Origin of the sequence: Tessaracoccus flavescens, assembly GCF_001998865.1 — a bacterium.
Taxonomy (GTDB): Bacteria; Actinomycetota; Actinomycetes; order Propionibacteriales; family Propionibacteriaceae; genus Arachnia; species Arachnia flavescens.
On sequence record NZ_CP019607.1, the window covers coordinates 1,140,159 to 1,158,695 of the forward strand.

The window sequence follows — 18,537 nt, forward strand, 5'->3', positions numbered from 1 at the left end:
ACCCGTGGTTGCGCGGTCCGCATCCTGATGCGAATCGGTCACTTGTCTTCCTTCTCCTCATCGACGATCTCAGCGTCGACGACATCGCCGTCACCCGAGTCCCCCTCGGTGGCAGAACCGGTCTCCGCACCCTCGCCGTCGGCAGGAGCGGACTCCTGAGCCTTCGCCTGGGCCGCGGCGTAGATCGCCTGACCCATGGATGCGGCCTTCGTGTTGAGGTCGTCGATCGCAGCCTTGACCGCGTCGTTGTCCTCGCCCTTCAGGGCCTCCTTGAGCTTGTCGGTCGCCTCGACCACGGGGGCCTTGACGTCCTCGCCGATGGTATCGGCGTGCTCGCTCAGCAGCTTCTCCGTGCGGAACACGAGCGCGTCGCCCTCGTTGCGCATGTCGACGGCCTCGCGACGCTTGCGGTCCTCCTCGGCGTGAGCCTCGGCGTCCTTGACCATGCGGTCGATGTCGTCCTTGCCGAGGGCGGAGCCGCCGGTGACGGTCATCGACTGCTCCTTGCCGGTGGCCAGGTCCTTCGCCGCGACGTGCACGATGCCGTTGGCGTCGATGTCGAAGGTGACCTCGACCTGCGGGACCGAGCGGGGGGCAGGAAGGATGCCGGTCAGCTCGAAGTTGCCGAGCGACTTGTTGTCGCGCGCGAACTCGCGCTCGCCCTGGTAGACCTGGATCATCACGGAGGGCTGGTTGTCCTCGGCCGTGGTGAACACCTCGGAACGCTTGGTCGGGATCGTGGTGTTGCGCTCGATGATCTTGGTCATCACGCCACCCTTGGTCTCGATGCCGAGGCTGAGCGGGGTGACGTCGAGCAGCAGCACGTCCTTGACCTCGCCCTTGAGCACGCCGGCCTGAAGCGAAGCGCCCAGTGCGACGACCTCATCCGGGTTGACGCCCTTGCTGGGCTCCTTGCCACCGGTCAGCTCCTTGACAAGCTCAGCGACGGCGGGCATGCGGGTCGAGCCACCGACGAGCAGGACCGTGTCGATCTTGTCGACCGAGGTCTTCGCATCGGAGATGACCGCGTTGAACGGCGCGCGGCAGCGGTCGAGGAGCGGCTGGGTCATGCGCTGGAACTCAGCGCGGGTCAGCTTCTCGTCGAGGTGCAGCGGGCCCTCCGCCGAGGCGGTGATGTAGGGCAGGTTGATCGTGGTCTCCGAGGCGGAGCTCAGCTCGATCTTGGCGCGCTCGGCGGCCTCCTGCAGGCGCTGGCGGGCCATCTTGTCCTTGGACAAGTCGATGCCGTTCTTGTTCTTGAACTGCGTGACGAGCCAGTCGACAACGACGGCGTCCCAGTCGTCACCACCGAGGCGGTTGTCGCCCTTGGTGGCCTTGACCTCGAACACGCCGTCGGCGATGTCGAGCAGGGAGACGTCGAACGTGCCGCCACCGAGGTCGAAGACCAGGACGGTCTGCTCGAGGTCGGACTTGTCGAGGCCGTAGGCCAGGGCGGCCGCGGTGGGCTCGTTGATGATGCGGTCGACGGACAGGCCCGCGATCTCGCCGGCCTCCTTCGTCGCCTGACGCTCGGCGTCGCCGAAGTAGGCCGGGACGGTGATGACGGCGTTGGTGACCGACTCACCGAGGTAGGCCTCAGCGTCGCGCTTCAGCTTCTGCAGCACGAAAGCGGAGATCTGCTGGGGACGGTATTGCTTACCGTCGATGTCGACCTGCCAGTCAGTGCCCATGTGGCGCTTGACGGAGCGGATGGTGCGATCGGGGTTGGTGACCGCCTGACGCTTGGCGACCTCGCCGACGAGGACCTCGCCGGACGGGGTGAACGCGACGACGGACGGCGTCGTGCGCGAGCCTTCAGCGTTGGGGATGACAGTCGGCTCGCCGCCCTCGAGGACAGCGACGACCGAGTTGGTGGTGCCGAGGTCGATACCTACTGCACGAGCCATGTGGATTCCTCCTGGATGGATAAGTTTCTGCTTCGATTCCCTTGAGCGGGGTTGACTCAAGTTAAGCATATGAGTCAGTCACGCTCAAGTTTCAGGTTGAGCCGGATGGACTCAAGTTGGTTTATCAGTAAAACGGCCCCGCGTGGATGGGTATTCCCGGATCGGGCGAAACTTCTGGCGCGTGTCTGGAGTAGTCGTGCCTGTCCTGCAAGGATCGGAGCATGGGATTGGACATCTACGTGGGCCCCTTCACGCGCTACCTGACCGGCGACTGGAAGACCGTCATGGCCCAGGCCGCCGAGGCCGAGGGCATCGAGTTCACCACCATCCGGCTCGACGACACCACCCCCGAAGACGCGCCCGACACCGACGAGGTCGTCGAGATGGTCCACTCCTGGCAGAGCGCCATGACCGAGGCGCTCGGCGTGGAGAAGGCGTGGGACGACAACCCGGACGCCCCCTACGCGACGGACCAGCCGCACTGGCTGGGCTACGGCGCCCTGCTCATCCTCGCCGCCCGGCTCGAGCGGCCGCAGCTTGCCTCTGCCACCGATGACCCGGCCGACTTCCAGGCCTCCGCCGCATTCCAGGCCTCCCAGCAGGACGGAAGCGCCATGTTCCCGAGCCTGCTCGGCGGGGCTCAGTGGTGGCTGCCGCTCGCCGGCCTCTCCGCGACCTTCACCGGCAGCGGCTTCCAGGGCGAGATGGTGCCGATGAGCACCCTCGACCTGCTGGAGAACGAGCTCGACACCCTGAGCAAGGGGCTCGGCGTGCCCGGTTCTGCCCTCGCGGAGGCCCTGCTGCTCGGTGGGCCCGGCGTCGACGGGCCGCCCACCCCGGAGCAGGCGCCCGAGTACCTGACCGCCTGGGGCGTGTTCGGGCTCGCCGTCTTCCGTGAGCTCACGCACCAGGCCCAGCGGATGCAGCTGCCGCTGCTGCTCGACGCCTGACTCAGCGGCGCCGCCTCCGGCGGACGTCCTCGCCCGCGACCCGGACGTTGTTGCCTCCCCACCACAGGAAGCCCTTGAGCACGAGGGTGCCGTTCGAGCCGTCGCCCAACGCCTCGCGCTCGATGTCGTTGCCCGCCATGATCGCCAGCGACTGGTCGACCACGCGCACCCCCTCGGGGACGACGATGTCGTTGCCGCCCATCACGGCGTTGAGGGTGAGCGTGACGATCCGTCCCGGGCCCATGGCGTCGGTGAGGTCGTAGTTGTTGCCTCCCCACCAGGCGAAGTTGCTCAGCGTCCGGGTTCCCGACTCCACGCGCACGTCGCGGCCGGACATCACCGACATGGTGAAGCCTGCATCGCTCGGGGCGGTCTCCGGGACGCTCGTGCGGTAGTCCTCGACCGGCTCGACCACGGCGCCCTCACCGAGCGGGGCGAGCCCCCTCCCCTCCGGAAGGTCCGCCACGATCTCGGGGAGGTCGTCGAGATAGGTGGCCCGCAGGGCGAGGTCCTGGCGGTCCTTCATCTCGGAGAGATCGAGCCTTCCCGCCTCATAGGCGCGCTGCACGACGGTGAGGATCTGGTCACGCTCCGCGTCGCTGGCCCGGATCCGACGCTGTGGCAGTTGCTCTTCCATGGCTCAACCCTAGGGCGCGACCGTGCCACAACGAGCCCCGCGGTCAAACCCGGCGGGGCGCGGGCGCTGGTCACGCTCGGCCACGACGAGTACTGGTCGCTCGCCATGCGCACCAACCTGCAGACGCTGCGCGACTGGGGGATCAACCTCGTCTTCCTCGGCTCGGACACCATGTACTGCCGGATCCGCTGGAACGCGGACAACACGAGGGTCACGTCCTGCAAAGTCGCCGAACTCGATGCGATCCAGTCCCCGGAGACGACCACGACGTTCCAGGCAGGGCTGGAGCGACATCACCTACTACGTCGCGGCATCAAAGGCCGGCGTGTTCAACCTGGGCACCATGGGCTTCGCCAACGCCCCGACCCCCGGCATCACCTACCCGAGCCAGTCCGTCGCCTTCGCGAAGAAGGTGATCGCAAACAACATCGTGCGGTTCAGCTGAGCTCGGGCCGCGACCGCCACTACACGCCCGCGCGCTCCTCGATGATGGCGCGCACCGCGGCGGCGTCGTTGGGCGCGTCGATGACGTGACGCGGCAGGTCCATCAGGTCCTCGAAGCGCGCGGGAAGCGGTGGCACCATGCCGATCGCCTCGACGATGGTGTCGGAGAACTTGACCGGCAGCGCCGTCTCCAGCACGATGATCGGCCCCTCGACCCCTGATTCGCGGGCGACGTGCACCCCGTCGGCGGTGTGCGGGTCGATCACGACCCGGTCCTCGTCGTAGACGCGGCTGATCTCGGCGAGCCGGTCGGCGTGGGTGGAGGCGCCGGAGACGAAGCCGAAGCGCTCGACCTGGCCGCGGAACTCGTCCGAGTCCGCCAGGTCGAAGGCGCGGTCCTGCGGGAGCCGTTCACCGAACAGCTCCGCGGTGCGGCCGGGGTCGCGGCCGAGCAGGTCGAAGACGAAGCGCTCGAAGTTCGACGCCTTCGAGATGTCCATGGACGGCGAGCTCGTGGCGAGCGTCTCGTTCGCGTCGCGCACGCGGTAGGCGCCGGTGCGGAAGAACTCCTCCAGCACGTTGTTCTCGTTGGTGGCGAGGATCAGGCGGTGGATGGGCAGTCCCATCTCGCGGGCGATGTGGCCTGCCGCGATGTTGCCGAAGTTGCCCGACGGGACGGCGAAGCTGGCCGGCTCCCCGTCAGAGACCTGCAGCCAGGCGGCGAAGTAGTAGACGATCTGGGCCATCAGGCGGGCCCAGTTGATCGAGTTGACCGCGCCCAGCCGGTGGGCTGACTTGAACTCGGGGTCGGAGTTGAGCTGCTTGACGATGTCCTGGCAGTCGTCGAACACCCCGTCGACGGCGATGTTGACGATGCCCGGATCGTCGATGGAGAACATCTGCGCCTGCTGGAACGGCGTCATCCTCCCCTTCGGCGAGAGCATGAAGACCCGCACCGCAGGCTTGCCGAGCAGCGCGTACTCGGCAGACGAGCCGGTGTCGCCGCTGGTCGCGCCGACGATGTTGATGCTCTGGCCCCTTCGTTCGAGCTCGTACTCGAACAGCTCGCCGAGCAGCTGCATCGCCATGTCCTTGAAGGCGGCGGTGGGACCGTTGCTGAGGTGGGCGAGCCACAGCCCACCCGACAGCTCGGTGACCGGCACGACCCCCGGGTCGATGAACTTGCCCGGCTCGTAAGCGCGCTCGACGATGGCGCGCAGGTCGGCTTCGTCGATGTCGTCGACGAACAGCCGCACGATCTCGAACGCCAGCGCCGCGTAGCCCTGTTCGGCCAGCAGCGTCCGCCACCGTCCGAGGGTCTCCGCGGAGACCTGCGGATAGCTCTCCGGCAGGTAGAGACCGCCGTCGGCCGAGAGCCCCTCGAGCAGGATGTCGCTGAACGGCTTGCCCGGGGCGGCCGAGCGCGTGGAGACGTAACGCATGGCACGGATTCTAGTGGGGACGCGCACGACGATCGGGCCGCTGACCAGGCTCAGCCCTTGACGTCGCGTCGTTCGAACACGAGGCCGGCCACGACGGCGAGCACCGCGATCACGCAGAGGTGGAAGATCAGCGACTCCCCGCGGGTGACCACGCCGAAGTTGGGGCCGTCGGTGAACGGGTCGGTCAGGTCGGAGCGGCCGTAGATCATGGCGATGGCGTTGCGCAAGGGAAGCAGGTGGTAGACCCACGCGTCGCGACCGGCCACGCCCATGTCGTCGATCAGCAGGTTGACCACGAGGACGGCGACCGCCGCGGCCATCGACAGCGGCGTGCTGCGGATGGTGAAGGTGACCAGCGCCGCGATCAGGCCGACGATGAACCCGTAGAACATGGTCGAGGCGATCAACTCGAGCAGGCCATGCGCGGGCCCGATCGACCCGATCCCGTTGACCGCCATGTAACTGACCACCATGGAGGCGACCGTCGTGCCGATCCCGACCAGCGTGAGCACCGCCCCGAGCACCCCGCAGGCGAGCGTGCGGGCAGCGAGCAGGATGCCGCGCTGCGGCGTGAAGGTCAGCTGCGTCGCAAGCGCCCCGGACGTGAAGTCGGCCCCGACATAGGTGACCACGATCATGAACGCGATGAACGCCAGGACGAGGGCTGCCTGTGGCAGGACGGTGACGACCGCCTCGTCGAAGGTGAGGAAGTAGACGACGTTGTCCAAGGTGCAGTCGGGGCACTCGCCAGTGGCCTGCATCCTGACCAGGTCGACCTGGGCGAGCAGTATCTCCTGGCTGCCTGGCTGGCGGATCTGGTCGGCCCACGACGCCGGGAGGAACACCCCGGCGAGGATGACCAGGATCACGCTGCCCCAGGCGCGGCGTCGGTAGCGCAGCCTGGAGAGCTCGGAGCGCATCAGGTTGGTGAACATCAGCGCCTCCCCGACTGCGAGCTGCCGAGGTGGGCACCGGAGGTCAGGTGCAGGAACACCTGCTCGAGGCTCCTGCGTTCCGTGGTCAGTTCCTGGGGCCAGAGCCCCACCCGGCCGAGGGTCTCGGCGATGACGGCGGCATCGGGCACCCCTCTGTCGCGCGCGGAAACCCGGAGCCCGGACTCGTCCGTGTCGACCTTCCAACCCGCGGCACGCAGCAGGTCGGTCGCCTCGAGGGCACGCTCGAGGCGGACCCGCACGTGGGGCGCGCCGTCGCTGAGGAAGTCCGCGATGGAGCCCTCGGCTACCACCCTCCCTCGCGCGATGATCGAGACGGAGTCGGCGATCTGTTCGATCTCGGAGAGGATGTGCGAGGAGACGAGCACGGTGCGGCCCGCGTCGGCGAGCCCGCGCATGGTGGCCCGGATGTCGTGGATGCCGACGGGGTCGAGGCCGTTGGTCGGCTCATCGAAGATCAGCACCTCGGGGCGCTTCAGCAGCGTCGCGGCGATCGCGAGGCGCTGCTTCATGCCGAGCGAGTAGGTGGTGAAGTGGCGCTCGGCGTCGGCGGTCAGGCCGACCTCGAGCAGCACCTCGCTGACCCGGCGGTGCGGGGCTCCGATCGAGTCGGCGAGCACGTTCAGGTTGTGCCGCCCAGACATGCGCGGCGAGAACTTCGGCGACTCGACGATCGCGCCGACCTGCCCGATCACCCTCGGCAGCGCCTTCGGGATGGGGTGGCCGAGGATCTCGACGCTTCCTCCGTTTGCCCGCACCAGCCCGAGCATGATCCGGATGGAGGTCGTCTTGCCAGACCCGTTGGGTCCGAGCAGGCCGTGCACTCCACCGCGCGGGACGTTGAGGTTGAGCCCGTCGAGGACGGCCCTACCCCCGTAGCGCTTAGTGAGGTCCGTCGCCTGGATCGCCCACTCGGAGGCGCGCTGATTCCAGGGGACGGCAGACATACCGGCGAGACTAGCCTCGCCACCCGAAACGGACATCACACCGGGGTCTTGAAGGGGTCGCGCTCCGGATCCGACGCAGGTAGCGGGTCGATTTCGCGGCGGGCGAGGGCGCGCCAGGCGAACCAGAGCGGCACACCGACCACGGCCATCGACACGTACGAGGGGAGGATGTCCTGCAGCGGCGCGAGCAGCGCGAAGGCCGCGACGACCACGAGCCAGACCCGGTTCCACCCGGGGCCCCCGCGCAGGAACACGTACAGCGGGAGGAAGAGGGTCAGGTACCACGGCTGCAGCGCGGGCCCTAACACGTTGAAGGCGGCGAGGACGAGGACGGTGAAGAGCCACGGTCGGCCGATCCTCGCTCCCGTCGGCCCGACCCGGACCCAGACCAGCACGATGGCCACCACCATCAGCACCGTCGACAGGCCGGTGACGAGCGCGTTGGCTGTCGAGTGCGGCAGCAGTTCATTGTAGCGCAGGAAGGAGGCGACCCACGACAGCGGCGCGTTGCTCGTCGCCTCGACCGGGCTGCCAGCCGTCGGGTTGCGCCAGCCCAGGCCCCACGACAACGAGGAGACGAGGAACGTGGCGATGGTGATCAGGCCGGGCACGACCGCGACGGCGATGAGCCGCGGCCAGCCCCCGACCTTCTCCCCGTCGCGGAAGCGGAGCCCCCACCCGACGGCGACCACGCCGAGCCCGTACAGGGCGGCGGACTGCTTGATCCCCATGGCAAGGCCGAGCAGCACGCCGGCCACGACGAGGCCGCGCCAGCCCCGCCAGCCGAGGTCGGTGGCGGCGAGCAGCGCCGCGACGCCGAGCGCCACCATCAGGGCGTCGTTGTGCACGCCGCCGACCCACTGCACGAGCATGATCGGGTTCAGCAGCCCCGCCCACAGCGCGAGCCGCGGGTCGATGCCGAACCGTCGCGCCAGCCGGGGCAGGCAGAAGGCCAGGATGGCGAGCGCGAGCAGGCTCGGCAGCCGCAGCGCGACGAGGGTCCAGTACAGGTCTCCCCCGGTCATCTGCGAGATCAGGCCGAATATGTCGAGCGAGAGGGACGGGTAGACCGACGTCGTCTTGTACCAGTGCACGCCGACCAGCAGCCCCGCGAGCCCCGCGTCGCCGATCGGCGTCTCATACGGGTTGATTCCGTGCGCCACCTGCCAGCCCGTCGCAGCGTAGGCGTAGGCGTCGCGGGAGTGCATCGGAAACGCGAACAGCATGGGAGCGATCCAGATCGCGGCGGTCAGCAACGGATGTCGCCAGGTCGGGCCGAGTTGCCACCATGCAAGCAGCAGCAGCCCCGTCGCGGGCACGGCGATCAGCGGCCGCCACCAACTGGCGCGGACCTCGAGCAGGCCAGCCAGGTCTGCGGTGTGGGCCCCGATGATCACGACGACGGCCAACAGGCCGAGGGCAACCCACAGCCATGGGCGCCCCGTGACCGCCGAAGGGCGGGTCCGCAACCACGGCAGTCTCACACGCTTCCCCTCTGTCTTCGCCGGAGGGTCGGGCACCGTGCGCCGCCACTCCGAGCCGGACCAGCCTATCCTGCCGCGGATGGCAGGGGATCTGAGATCGGGGCCGGTCGGGTTAGGCTTGGAGGAAACCACACCGTCGCGGGCGACCCCGTCGGGTCGCCCGTAGACACGACTCGGGGAGGACGCATGACCCGCAAGCGCGTCGTGATCATCGGTTCCGGCTTCGGAGGCCTGTTCGCCGCGAAGGCGCTCAAGCACGCCGACGTCGACATCACGCTGATCGCCAAGACCACCACCCACCTGTTCCAGCCGCTGCTGTACCAGGTGGCGACGGGCGTCCTGTCGGAGGGCGAGATCGCCCCCGCCACCCGCGAGATCCTGCGCAGGCAGGCCAACGTCCAGGTCCTGCTCGGGCTGGTCGACGACATCGACCTGACCAACCGCGTGGTCAAGTGGCGCTTCCACAATGACTACCACGAGACGCCCTACGACGAGCTGATCGTCGCGGCAGGCGCCGGGCAGTCGTACTTCGGCAACGACCATTTCGCCACCTTCGCCCCAGGCATGAAGTCCATCGACGACGCTCTCGAGCTGCGCGCCCGCATCTTCAAGGCGTTCGAGGTCGCGGAGTTCACCACCGACGAGGAGGAGCGACGCCGTCTGCTCACCTTCGTGGTCGTCGGCGCAGGCCCGACGGGCGTCGAGATGGCAGGCCAGATCCGTGAGCTCGCCACCTCGACGCTGCGCAACGAGTTCCGCTCGATCGACCCCACCACCGCGAAGGTGGTCCTGATCGACGGCGCCTCGCAGGTCCTCCCCCCATTCGGCCCGAGCCTCGGAAAGAAGACCGAGAAGGTGCTGGAGAAGCTGGGCGTCGAGGTGATGCTCAACGCCATGGTCACCGAGGTCGACGAGGACGGCCTCACCGTGAAGCTGAAGGACTGCACCGTCAAACGCATCGAGGCCACCTGCAAGGTGTGGGCGGCAGGCGTCAAGGGAAGCGAGCTCGGCACGATCCTCGCGGAGCAGTCCGGCGCCGAGCTCAACCGCGCCAACCAGGTCGTGGTCAACGAGAACCTGACGCTTCCCGGCCATCCCGAGGTCTTCGTGATCGGGGACATGGCATTTGTCGAGGGCGTGCCCGGTGTCGCCCAGGGCGCCATCCAGGAGGCGAAGTACGCCGCGAAGACCATCAAGGCGCGGCTGTCGCACACGGACCCGCCCGGTCCGTTCAAGTACTTCGACAAGGGCTCGATGGCCACCATCTCGAAGTTCTCCGCGGTGGCGAAGATCGGCAAGTTCCACCTGACCGGCATCCTCGCCTGGTTCGCCTGGCTGTTCCTGCACCTTCTCTACATCGCGGGCTTCAAGCAGAGGGTCACCACCCTGCTCAGCTGGGCATTGACGTTCGCCACCAATGGCCGCTCGCAGCGCGTGGTCACCAACCAGCAACTGGTCGGAAGATTGGCCCTTCAGCGGCTAGGCTCCGGTGTGTCGGGCAGACTGATGCACGGCGAGGACGTGGCGCCGAAGCCTGAGGACGCCCAGCCGCAGTAGCCGAGGAGGCGCCAGTGGAAGCATTCCTGAGAGTCGTGCGCGACATCGCGCTGCTCATCGCACGGATCGTCACCGGCGTGATCCTCGTGGCCCACGGCTGGTACCGCTGGCAGATCACGGGCGTCGACCTGCAGGTCGTCGTCCTCGAGGGCTCCGGCCTCCCCGCTGCGCAGGGCCTTGCCATCGCCACCGTCATCTTCGAGATGGTCGGCGGCGCGCTGCTCGTCTTCGGCCTCGCGACCCCGCTGGTCGGGCTTGGCATGGCGGTGATGAACGTGGCGATCATCCTCACCACGCGGGCCGACGGCGGCTTCTACGTCCACGAGGGCGGCTGGGAGTACAACGCGGTCCTCGCGGCCATCGGGCTGCTGTTCCTCGCCTTCGGCTCCGGCCGGGCAGGCCTCGATCACCTCTTCATCCGCCCCTCGGGAGGAGACGGCGAGCTGATCCAGGAGGATCCGCGCTACGTGCGCGACGCGGCCTGAGCTCACAGGATCGGCACAGCTTTCTCATAGCCTTTCCCGGTTCTGCGGTGCGAGAGTAGAGCCATGGCCATCACGGAACCCCTCTCCCGCCCCGACGGCACGCCGATCCGCATCCTCACCGTCGACGACGAGCCCAGCCTGATCGAGCTGCTCTCCATGGCGATGCGCTACGAGGGCTGGGACGTGCACACGGCCGCCTCCGGGAGCGAGGCGGTGAAGGTCGCGCGCGAGGTCCGTCCGGACGCGCTGGTGCTCGACATGATGCTTCCCGACTTCGACGGCCTCGAGGTCATGCGCCGGATCCGCACGGAGCAGCCCGACGTGCCCGTGATCTTCCTCACCGCGAAGGACGGCGTCAGCGACCGGATCAACGGCCTGACCGCCGGCGGCGACGACTATGTCACGAAGCCCTTCTCGCTCGAGGAGGTGATCGCCCGGCTGCGCGGCCTGCTGCGCCGCTCGGGCGCGACGACCGTGCGCCCCGACACCCAGATCGTGGTTGGCGACCTGATCCTCGACGAGGACTCGCACGAGGTGACGAGGGCGGGCGAGCCGATCCATCTGACCGCGACCGAGTTCGAGCTGCTGCGCTTCCTGATGCGCAACCCCAAGCGGGTGCTGTCGAAGGCGCAGATCCTCGACCGGGTGTGGAACTACGACTTCGGCGGCCAGGCCAACGTCGTCGAGCTGTACATCTCGTATCTGCGTAAGAAGATCGACGCCAACCGTGAGCCGATGATCCACACGATGCGCGGGGCGGGCTACGTGCTGAGGCCGGCCGCGGCATGAGCCCTCGACGCGGCGGCTCGCTCGCCGCCCAGCTCCAGTTCCGCATCGTCGTGACGGTCGCCGTCATGGCGTTGCTGATGTGTCTTGGCACCGTGTTGTCCGCGCGCGTGATCCTGTTCGACCAGTTGGACCGTGACGTCCTGACCGTCAAGGACCGCCAGATCGGCGGGATGCGCCCGGACGATCCGCTGGCCGGGCTGCACTCCTCCTCCGGCATCCCCGACGGGACCGTCATCCTCGCTCCCACGGAGCGGGGGCCGGTCCCCTTCATCCTCGCCCCGGAGGGAACAAAGCCGCCGAGCGCCGATGATCTGCGGAGGGTTCCCGCGGACGGAAAGCTGCACACGGTGAACCTCCAGGTCGGAGGCAAGTACCGCGCGCTGGCCTACGACACCCCCTTCGGCGAGGTCACCGTCGGCGTCCCCGTTGGCCGCGTCGAGACCACGCTCCTGCGGTTGACCACCTTCAGCATCGGCCTGTCGCTGATCGCGCTCGCCGCGACCGCTATCGCCACCCGGACCGTCCTGACCCGGGCGACGAGGAACCTGGTGACGTTGACCAACACCGCCGACGAGGTGAGCCAGCTCGAGCTGGTGCGCGGCGCCGTCGAGGTGCCTCGGGTCGAAACGGCTGAGGCGCACGAGAACAACGAGGTGACGCGACTGTCCTCGGCCTTCAACCGGATGCTCGGCAACGTCGAGAGCGCCTTCACCGCCCGCGAGGCGTCGGAGAAGAAGCTGCGCCGGTTCGTGGCAGACGCGTCGCACGAGCTGCGCAACCCGCTCGCGGCGATCCGCGGCTACTCCGAGCTCGCCCAGCGCGCGCCGGACGCCACCGACTCGCAGTTCGCCATGGGCCGCATCGAGTCGGAGTCGACGCGGATGGCGAAGCTGGTCAACGACCTGCTCCTGCTCGCCCGGCTGGACGCGGACGCACGGGTCGAGCCGCGGCCCGTCGACGCCGTCGAGGTCGTGCTCAACGCCGTCTCCGACGCCCAGGCCGCCAGCAGCGACCACCGTTGGCTGCTCGACGTGCCCACCTCGGAGATCACCGTGCTCGCCGACCCCGACCAGCTGCACCAGGTGATGGTGAACCTGCTCGCCAACGCCCGCACGCACACCCCGCCCGGCACGACGGTGCACACCAGCGTGCGGATCGTGGACGGCAGGGCCGTGATCCAGGTCGCCGACGACGGCCCGGGCATCCCGGAGGACACCCTCCCTCGCGTCTTCGAGCGGTTCACGAAGGCCGACGAGGCCCGAGCCCACACCGCCACCCAGTCCACCGGCCTCGGGCTCGCGATCGTCAAGGCCATGGTCGAGGGCTGGGGCGGCCTCGTCGACGTGGCCTCCCGCCCGGGCCTCACCACCTTCAGCGTCGGCCTGACCCTGGCCGACGCCGAGAACGTGCCCGCGGTCCAGACGACCGACTGACGGCCTCAACCAACGGGAAGGCCCCCGACTCCTTGCGGAGCCGGGGGCCTTCCTGTGTGCCGTTCGGTGGGTCACTTGAACATCACGATGTTGTTGAACACCCACTTCTGGGACTCGGAGAAGGTGTAACCCCCTCCGGCCTTGGCCTTTGCCGAGTACACGGTCGCGAGCGTGTAGGAACGGCAGGCGTTCTTACCGGTCGTGGCGGTGTCGCACTCGGTCCTCCACTTGCGGCCGTCGGTCGACGTCCAGGAGTTGGTGTAACCGAGCGGGTTCTTGGCCCACTGCGCACGGGTCATGTACGGCAGGTAGGTCAGGTTGTTGAACGCCCAACCCTGCTGCAAGGTGTAGCGTCCGCGCGAGTCCTTCGTGACCGTCGTCGCCCAGATGTCGGTGCGGCAGCGCTCGGTCTGCGAGTACGCCTCACACTGGGTGAACCACATGCGGCCGTTCAGGTTGTGCAGGCCCGCGAGGGTGTACGGAGCGGTCCGCTCGAAGTTTAGCTTCGGCTTGGTCGGAGTCGGCTTCGGGCTCGGCTTGGCCTCCGGGGCGACGGTCAGCTTGAGGCCGATCGTCGTCTCGTTGCCCTTGGCATCCTTGACCGTGACCTTGACCTGGCTTGCGCCCGCTCAACAACGAGCCAACACACTGTGCGAAAGGCTAGGAGGGGTCACAGTCTCTGTCGCCCCTTCAGGCGTGTTCGCTCGTTTCAAGTGCCCGTAACCGCCTCATTCGCTCACGCTGACTGCGCTTTTCAGGGGCGGTACGATGCCCCAAAAGGACCCGCGAAAGGACCGACATGGAGATCACCCGTTCGGCACTGGCTCAGATGATCGACCACACCCTGCTCAAGCCCGATGCGACGCACGGACAGGTCTCGGCCCTGATCGCGGAGGCGCGCGAGCTCGGCACCTACTCGGTGTGTGTCTCGCCCTCGATGCTTCCGCTCACCGACGACCTCGGCGAGGTGAAGGTGGCGACGGTGTGCGGCTTCCCCTCCGGCAACCACACCCCCGAGGCGAAGGCCTTCGAGGCGGCCCAGGCGTCGAAGAACGGCGCCGACGAGGTGGACATGGTGATCAACGTCGGCCTGCTCAAGGAGGGCCGCGCCGACCTGACCGAGGCGGAGATCCGCGCCGTGCGCGAGGCCACCACCGGAGTGCTGAAGGTGATCATCGAGTCGGCCGCCCTCACCGACGACGAGATCGTCGCGGCCTGCAAGGCTGCGGAGGCCGCAGGAGCCGACTTCGTCAAGACCTCGACCGGGTTCTCGCCCGCCGGCGGCGCCAGCGTGCACGCCGTCGAGCTGATGAACGAGACGGTCGGCGGTCGGCTCGGGATCAAGGCGAGCGGCGGCATCCGCGACTACGCGACGGCCAACGCGATGATCGAGGCGGGCGCGACGCGGCTCGGTCTGTCGAGCAGCTCAGCCGTGCTGGACGGCGCTGACGGCGTCGAGGTCGAGGCAGAGGGCGACTACTGAGTCGCACTGACTGAGTCGGGGCGGCTGCCCCGGCTCAGTCCGCCTCACCGGCCTCGAGCGGCGTCTCGTCGAACTGCGTGAGGTACAGCGTCGAGTACTGTCCACCCGCGGCGAGCAGTTCATCGTGGGTTCCCCGCTCGACGATCCGGCCGTCCTCGATGACGAGGATCTGGTCGGCGTGGCGCACCGTCGACAGCCGGTGCGCGATCACGATGGAGGTCCGCCCCTCGCGCGCGGTGTCGAGGGCATTTTGGACGAGCGACTCCGATTCGGAGTCCAGATGCGCGGTCGCCTCGTCGAGGACGAGGATCGGCGGGGCCTTCAGCAGCAGCCGTGCGATGGCGAAGCGCTGCCGCTCGCCACCACTGAGCCGGTAGCCCCGCTCCCCCACGACCGTGTCGAGCCCGTCGGGCAGCCGCCGCACCAACGCGTCCACCCGGGCCGACCCGAGCGCCCGCCACAACTCCTCCTCGGTCGCCTCAGGCTTCGCGTAGAGGAGGTTGGCGCGGACGGTGTCATGGAAGAGGTGCGCGTCCTGGGTCACGTAGCCCACCTCGTCCTGCAGCGACCCGAGCAGCAGGGAGCGCACGTCGTCGCCCGCCACCCGCACGGCGCCGCTGTCGACGTCGTAGAGCCGCGCGATCAGGTGCGTGATGGTGGTCTTCCCGGCCCCCGATGCCCCGACGAGTGCAACGGTCTGGCCGGGCAGCGCCTCGAAGCTCACGCCCTTCAGCACCGGCTGCGACGCGCTCTCGTCGACTGCGACGGCCGGCTCCAGGGAGGCGAGCGAGACGTGTTCGGCGTCCGGGTAGGTGAACCACACGTCGTCGAACACGACGCTGGGCGGCCCCTCGACCGGGCGCGCGTCGTCTGCGTCCTGGATCAGGGGCGTCAGGTCGAGCACCTCGAAGACCCGCTCGAAGCTGACCAGGGCGGTCATGATGTCGACGCGCAGGTTGCTCAGCTGGATCAGGGGCCCGTAGAGCCGGGCGAGCAGCGCGACGAGGGCCGTCAGCGTGCCGACGGTGAGTTGCTCGCGGACTGCGGCGACGCCTCCGAAGCCGTAGAACAGGGCTGTCGCGAGCGCCCCGACGAGGGTGAGCGCGGTCATGAAGACGCGCGAGGTCATGGCGATCCGCACGCCGGAGTCGGCGACGGCCTTCGCCTGGCCTGCGAAGACGGCCTGTTCGGTGGCGAGGTTGCCGAAGAGCTTGACCAGCAGGGCGCCGGAGACGGAGAAGCGCTCCGTCATGGTGGCCGACATCTCTGCCTGCTCCTGCATCCGCGTGCGCGACAGGTCGGCCAGCCTCCTGCCGACCAATGAGGCGGGCACCATGAACACGGGAAGCAGCACGAGGGCGGCGAGCGTCAGCGGCCAGGAGAGCGCGAACATCGAGCCGAGCACGAGGATGAGGGTGACGCCGTTGCTGACGAACGTGGAAAGCGTCGAGGTGAAGGCCTGCTGGGCGCCGTTGACGTCGGACTGGAGCCGCGAGACGAGCTTTCCGGTGTGGGAGCGGCTGAAGAAGGCGATCGGCATCCGCAGCACGTGGTCGAAGATCTGGGTGCGCATCGAGTAGATCAGCTCCTCCCCGATCCGGGACGAGCACCACCTCTCGACGAGACCGACCGCGGCCGAGCCGATGGCCATGCCCGCCACGGCGAGGGAGAGGGTGACGATCAGTCGCACGTCGCCGCCGAGGACGCCGTCGTCGATGATCCGTTGGAAGAGCAGCAGGGGCACGACCGACAGGGCGCTACCGACGATGGTGGAGATCAGGAACACGACGATCAGCCCGGTGAACGGGCGGCCGTAGGCGATCACCCGGCGGGCCGTGCCACGGTCGAGTTTGTGCGACCTGATGCCGGGGTCGGCGGCGAGGCGGCCCATCATGCGGCCACCGCCCATCCCGCGTCCTACGCTCATCCCCGCCCGTCCTCTCGTCTGCTCCGCGAGATTAGCGCGCACTCCCAATGGTCCGGCCCGTCGCGCGGCCCACGGACCGGTAGGCTGCCGATCATGTTGTTGAGCGACCGCGACATCCTGACCGAAGTCTCCGAGGGTGGCATCCGCCTCGACCCGTGGGACCCGCAGATGGTCCAGCCGTCGAGCGTCGACGTCCGGCTCGACAAGTTCTTCCGCGTCTTCGAGAACCACCGCTACCCGTCGATCGATCCCTCGGTCGAGCAGCCGGAGTTGACGCGCATGATCGAGGTGAGCGACGAGGAGCCGTTCGTGCTGCACCCGGGCGAGTTCGTGCTCGGCTCGACCTACGAGCAGGTCACCCTCGGCTCGGCCGTCGCCGCGCGCCTGGAGGGCAAGTCGTCGCTCGGCCGGCTCGGCCTGCTCACCCACTCGACCGCAGGCTTCATCGATCCGGGTTTCTCGGGCCACGTGACGCTGGAGCTGTCGAACATGGCGACGCTGCCCGTGAAGCTGTGGCCTGGCATGAAGATCGGTCAGCTGTGCTTCTTCCGGCTGAGCTCACCTGCCGAGCATCCCTACGGCTCGGCCGCCTACGGTTCGAGGTACCAGGGCCAGCGCGGGCCGACGCCGTCGCGCTCGCACCTCAACTTCCACCGCACGAGCATCTGACGGTGCCGCCGCGCCCCCCGCGTCAGAGGGCGGGGCGGCGCAGCACGGTGAACCACCGGTTCCCGTAGGAGACCTGCTGCCCCTCGCGGATCCGCACCTGGGTGCCGGACGGGCACGGCTCCAGTTCGCCGCCCGCGGCGACGAGGGCGGTGCCGTTGGTCGAGCCACGGTCCACGACGTAGACGCCGCGCGGGTCGGTGCCGATCATCACGTGCGTGCGCGAGATCATCCGGCCGTCGCCGGAGGCGGGCACCAGGTGCACCTCTTCCGGGTCCTCCGCCGTCTTGTGCGGGTTGCGCCCGAGCAGGACGGTGACGCTCAACTCGACCTCGCGGCCGTCGTCGAGTCGGATGTACCAGCCCTCGTCACCGGGGCGGGAGGTGCCCGCAGCAGGCAGGTTCGCGATCCGGGTGCCCTCGTCGTCGTCCACCTCGCCGAAGTCGCGGGGGCGGACGCGGACCTTGCGCGACGGCTCGATCACCGACGAGGCCGAAGGCAGCGGGATCCAGTTCTGGGCGGGCTTATGCGGTGAGGCCGGGCCCTGCGGCTCGGGAGCCTGCTGCTGCCACGGCTGCTCGGGCGCCTTCCACTGCGGCGCCTGTGGCTGCTGCGGCTGGGCGGGCTTCGGCTGCTGACCGGGCCAGGACGGGCCGACCTGTTGGCCTCCCCACTGCTGGCCGGGCTGGGCTGGGGGCTGCGAGTTCCACTGCTGTGCCGAGGACTGCGACTGGGGCGAGAACTGCTGGCCTGAGGACTGCGGCTGCGGGAACTGCGCCTGGGCGGCGGGGAGCACCGGCTCGGGCTGGATGCCGGGGAGCCAGTCGGGGGCCGGGGCCGAACCCGCAGACGAGGAGGTGCCAGGCTGGGGGCTGAACGAGCTCGCGAGATGGGGAGGCAGGCCGACGGTGCTGCTTGCCACCGCCTTCTTCTGCGGCGTCGGGGCCTTCGCCTCGGTGCGCTTCGGCTCCACCATCACCGCCCCGCCGACCATGTCGTGCCAGCCTTGGCGCCGCTCGTGGATGACCAGGAAGATCAGCAGCGCGATGCCGCCGATGCCGGTGGCCATGAGGGCGTAGAAGACGACCTGGCGCAGGAAGAAGCGCCACCAGCCGATGGGTTCGCCGTCGCGCATGGAGACGAGCCGAAGCCCGGTCACGCGGGCGCCGATGCCTGCCCCGCGCGTCGCGTAGGCCCACCACTGGTAGAGCGCGTAGCCGGCGCCGAGCACGCAGGCACCGATGATGGCGACGAGCCGGATCGCGGGCGAGGTGGTCAGGCCGAGCACCAGCACGGCGACCCCCGAGATCACCGCGATCGGCAGGGCGTCGACGAGGGCGGCGAGGAACCGCTTCCCCAGCCCCGCAACGACGGCGCCGCGCGGAATGAGTCGACTCACAACCATCCTCCTTGCATCCAGCAGGTTCGGCGCA

At 68.8% G+C, this 18,537-nt stretch carries 17 protein-coding genes and 1 pseudogene; 9 read left to right on the forward strand and 9 right to left on the reverse strand.

Features of this window, described 5'->3' with window-relative positions:
* Positions 1–38: 38 nt before the first annotated feature.
* Entirely contained in the window at positions 39–1,907 is a 1,869-nt protein-coding gene (dnaK, locus tag BW733_RS05595) for a molecular chaperone DnaK (RefSeq protein ID WP_077348668.1), read from the reverse strand.
* Between the two features lie 221 nt (positions 1,908–2,128).
* Here dnaK and BW733_RS05600 point away from each other — a divergent pair, with 221 nt between their 5' ends.
* The gene (locus BW733_RS05600) at positions 2,129–2,857 is read left to right on the forward strand and encodes a hypothetical protein (protein ID WP_077348670.1); all 729 of its coding nucleotides are present in this window, start codon (positions 2,129–2,131) and stop codon (positions 2,855–2,857) included.
* A 1-nt stretch (position 2,858) separates the two neighbouring features.
* Here the strand turns inward: BW733_RS05600 and BW733_RS05605 are convergent, their stop codons facing one another.
* On the reverse strand, positions 2,859–3,494 hold the full coding sequence (locus BW733_RS05605; protein WP_077348672.1) for a DUF1707 SHOCT-like domain-containing protein: 636 nt from the start codon (positions 3,492–3,494) through the stop codon (positions 2,859–2,861).
* 105 nt (positions 3,495–3,599) lie between these two features.
* Here BW733_RS05605 and BW733_RS20035 point away from each other — a divergent pair.
* Positions 3,600–3,704 (forward strand): annotated as a pseudogene (locus BW733_RS20035) (hypothetical protein); the annotation flags it as partial.
* Between the two features lie 28 nt (positions 3,705–3,732).
* On the forward strand, positions 3,733–3,939 hold the full coding sequence (locus tag BW733_RS17775) for a hypothetical protein (RefSeq protein WP_152024581.1): 207 nt from the start codon (positions 3,733–3,735) through the stop codon (positions 3,937–3,939).
* A 19-nt stretch (positions 3,940–3,958) separates the two neighbouring features.
* Here the strand turns inward: BW733_RS17775 and thrC are convergent, their stop codons facing one another.
* The 4 genes from thrC to mptB are packed head-to-tail and all read right to left on the reverse strand — an operon-like array spanning position 3,959 to position 8,749.
* Entirely contained in the window at positions 3,959–5,380 is a 1,422-nt protein-coding gene (gene thrC / locus BW733_RS05610; RefSeq protein WP_077348674.1) for a threonine synthase, read from the reverse strand.
* Between the two features lie 50 nt (positions 5,381–5,430).
* Positions 5,431–6,315, reverse strand: coding sequence for an ABC transporter permease subunit (locus tag BW733_RS05615; RefSeq protein ID WP_077348676.1), 885 nt, complete (start codon positions 6,313–6,315; stop codon positions 5,431–5,433).
* The gene (locus BW733_RS05620) at positions 6,315–7,280 is read right to left on the reverse strand and encodes an ATP-binding cassette domain-containing protein (RefSeq protein WP_077348678.1); all 966 of its coding nucleotides are present in this window, start codon (positions 7,278–7,280) and stop codon (positions 6,315–6,317) included. The genes BW733_RS05615 and BW733_RS05620 overlap by 1 nt, the downstream gene beginning before the upstream one ends.
* 35 nt (positions 7,281–7,315) lie before the next feature.
* Positions 7,316–8,749, reverse strand: coding sequence for a polyprenol phosphomannose-dependent alpha 1,6 mannosyltransferase MptB (mptB, locus tag BW733_RS05625; RefSeq protein ID WP_152024582.1), 1,434 nt, complete (start codon positions 8,747–8,749; stop codon positions 7,316–7,318).
* 201 nt (positions 8,750–8,950) lie between these two features.
* On the opposite strand from mptB, the gene BW733_RS05630 reads away from it, so the two are divergent.
* The 4 genes from BW733_RS05630 (at position 8,951) to BW733_RS05645 (ending at position 13,028) form a co-directional block, all read left to right on the forward strand.
* On the forward strand, positions 8,951–10,321 hold the full coding sequence (locus BW733_RS05630) for an NAD(P)/FAD-dependent oxidoreductase (RefSeq protein ID WP_077348681.1): 1,371 nt from the start codon (positions 8,951–8,953) through the stop codon (positions 10,319–10,321).
* 14 nt (positions 10,322–10,335) lie between these two features.
* Positions 10,336–10,806 carry a DoxX family protein gene (locus BW733_RS05635; protein ID WP_077348683.1) on the forward strand — a complete coding sequence of 157 codons (471 nt, stop codon included), beginning with the start codon at positions 10,336–10,338 and terminating at the stop codon, positions 10,804–10,806.
* Between the two features lie 63 nt (positions 10,807–10,869).
* On the forward strand, positions 10,870–11,595 hold the full coding sequence (locus tag BW733_RS05640; RefSeq protein WP_077348685.1) for a response regulator transcription factor: 726 nt from the start codon (positions 10,870–10,872) through the stop codon (positions 11,593–11,595).
* Positions 11,592–13,028, forward strand: coding sequence for a sensor histidine kinase (locus BW733_RS05645; RefSeq protein ID WP_077348687.1), 1,437 nt, complete (start codon positions 11,592–11,594; stop codon positions 13,026–13,028). The genes BW733_RS05640 and BW733_RS05645 overlap by 4 nt, the downstream gene beginning before the upstream one ends.
* Positions 13,029–13,099: 71 nt before the next feature.
* Here the strand turns inward: BW733_RS05645 and BW733_RS05650 are convergent, their stop codons facing one another.
* The gene (locus tag BW733_RS05650) at positions 13,100–13,471 is read right to left on the reverse strand and encodes a hypothetical protein (protein ID WP_077348688.1); all 372 of its coding nucleotides are present in this window, start codon (positions 13,469–13,471) and stop codon (positions 13,100–13,102) included.
* A 356-nt stretch (positions 13,472–13,827) separates the two neighbouring features.
* Between BW733_RS05650 and deoC the strand changes: the two genes are divergently transcribed.
* Positions 13,828–14,511, forward strand: coding sequence for a deoxyribose-phosphate aldolase (gene deoC / locus BW733_RS05655; RefSeq protein ID WP_077348690.1), 684 nt, complete (start codon positions 13,828–13,830; stop codon positions 14,509–14,511).
* Between the two features lie 34 nt (positions 14,512–14,545).
* On the opposite strand, the gene BW733_RS05660 is transcribed toward deoC, so the two are convergent.
* On the reverse strand, positions 14,546–16,438 hold the full coding sequence (locus tag BW733_RS05660) for an ABC transporter ATP-binding protein (RefSeq protein ID WP_077348692.1): 1,893 nt from the start codon (positions 16,436–16,438) through the stop codon (positions 14,546–14,548).
* A gap of 93 nt (positions 16,439–16,531) precedes the next feature.
* On the opposite strand from BW733_RS05660, the gene dcd reads away from it, so the two are divergent.
* Positions 16,532–17,107, forward strand: coding sequence for a dCTP deaminase (gene dcd / locus BW733_RS05665; protein WP_077348694.1), 576 nt, complete (start codon positions 16,532–16,534; stop codon positions 17,105–17,107).
* A gap of 22 nt (positions 17,108–17,129) precedes the next feature.
* Here the strand turns inward: dcd and BW733_RS05670 are convergent, their stop codons facing one another.
* A complete protein-coding gene (locus BW733_RS05670) occupies positions 17,130–18,503 on the reverse strand; it encodes an RDD family protein (RefSeq protein WP_161490142.1) in 1,374 nt (457 codons plus the stop codon).
* Positions 18,504–18,537: the final 34 nt, after the last annotated feature.

What these genes read in the sequence shown, in the direction of transcription:
- dnaK (WP_077348668.1), bottom strand. Translation starts at nt 1,907, where the DNA reads ATGGCTCGTGCAGTAGGTATCGACCTCGGCACCACCAACTCGGTCGTC.
- BW733_RS05600 (WP_077348670.1), top strand. Translation starts at nt 2,129, where the DNA reads ATGGGATTGGACATCTACGTGGGCCCCTTCACGCGCTACCTGACCGGC.
- BW733_RS05605 (WP_077348672.1), bottom strand. Translation starts at nt 3,494, where the DNA reads ATGGAAGAGCAACTGCCACAGCGTCGGATCCGGGCCAGCGACGCGGAG.
- BW733_RS17775 (WP_152024581.1), top strand. Translation starts at nt 3,733, where the DNA reads ATGCGATCCAGTCCCCGGAGACGACCACGACGTTCCAGGCAGGGCTGG.
- thrC (WP_077348674.1), bottom strand. Translation starts at nt 5,380, where the DNA reads ATGCGTTACGTCTCCACGCGCTCGGCCGCCCCGGGCAAGCCGTTCAGC.
- BW733_RS05615 (WP_077348676.1), bottom strand. Translation starts at nt 6,315, where the DNA reads ATGTTCACCAACCTGATGCGCTCCGAGCTCTCCAGGCTGCGCTACCGA.
- BW733_RS05620 (WP_077348678.1), bottom strand. Translation starts at nt 7,280, where the DNA reads ATGTCTGCCGTCCCCTGGAATCAGCGCGCCTCCGAGTGGGCGATCCAG.
- BW733_RS05630 (WP_077348681.1), top strand. Translation starts at nt 8,951, where the DNA reads ATGACCCGCAAGCGCGTCGTGATCATCGGTTCCGGCTTCGGAGGCCTG.
- BW733_RS05640 (WP_077348685.1), top strand. Translation starts at nt 10,870, where the DNA reads ATGGCCATCACGGAACCCCTCTCCCGCCCCGACGGCACGCCGATCCGC.
- BW733_RS05645 (WP_077348687.1), top strand. Translation starts at nt 11,592, where the DNA reads ATGAGCCCTCGACGCGGCGGCTCGCTCGCCGCCCAGCTCCAGTTCCGC.
- BW733_RS05650 (WP_077348688.1), bottom strand. Translation starts at nt 13,471, where the DNA reads ATGTGGTTCACCCAGTGTGAGGCGTACTCGCAGACCGAGCGCTGCCGC.
- deoC (WP_077348690.1), top strand. Translation starts at nt 13,828, where the DNA reads ATGGAGATCACCCGTTCGGCACTGGCTCAGATGATCGACCACACCCTG.
- BW733_RS05660 (WP_077348692.1), bottom strand. Translation starts at nt 16,438, where the DNA reads ATGAGCGTAGGACGCGGGATGGGCGGTGGCCGCATGATGGGCCGCCTC.
- dcd (WP_077348694.1), top strand. Translation starts at nt 16,532, where the DNA reads ATGTTGTTGAGCGACCGCGACATCCTGACCGAAGTCTCCGAGGGTGGC.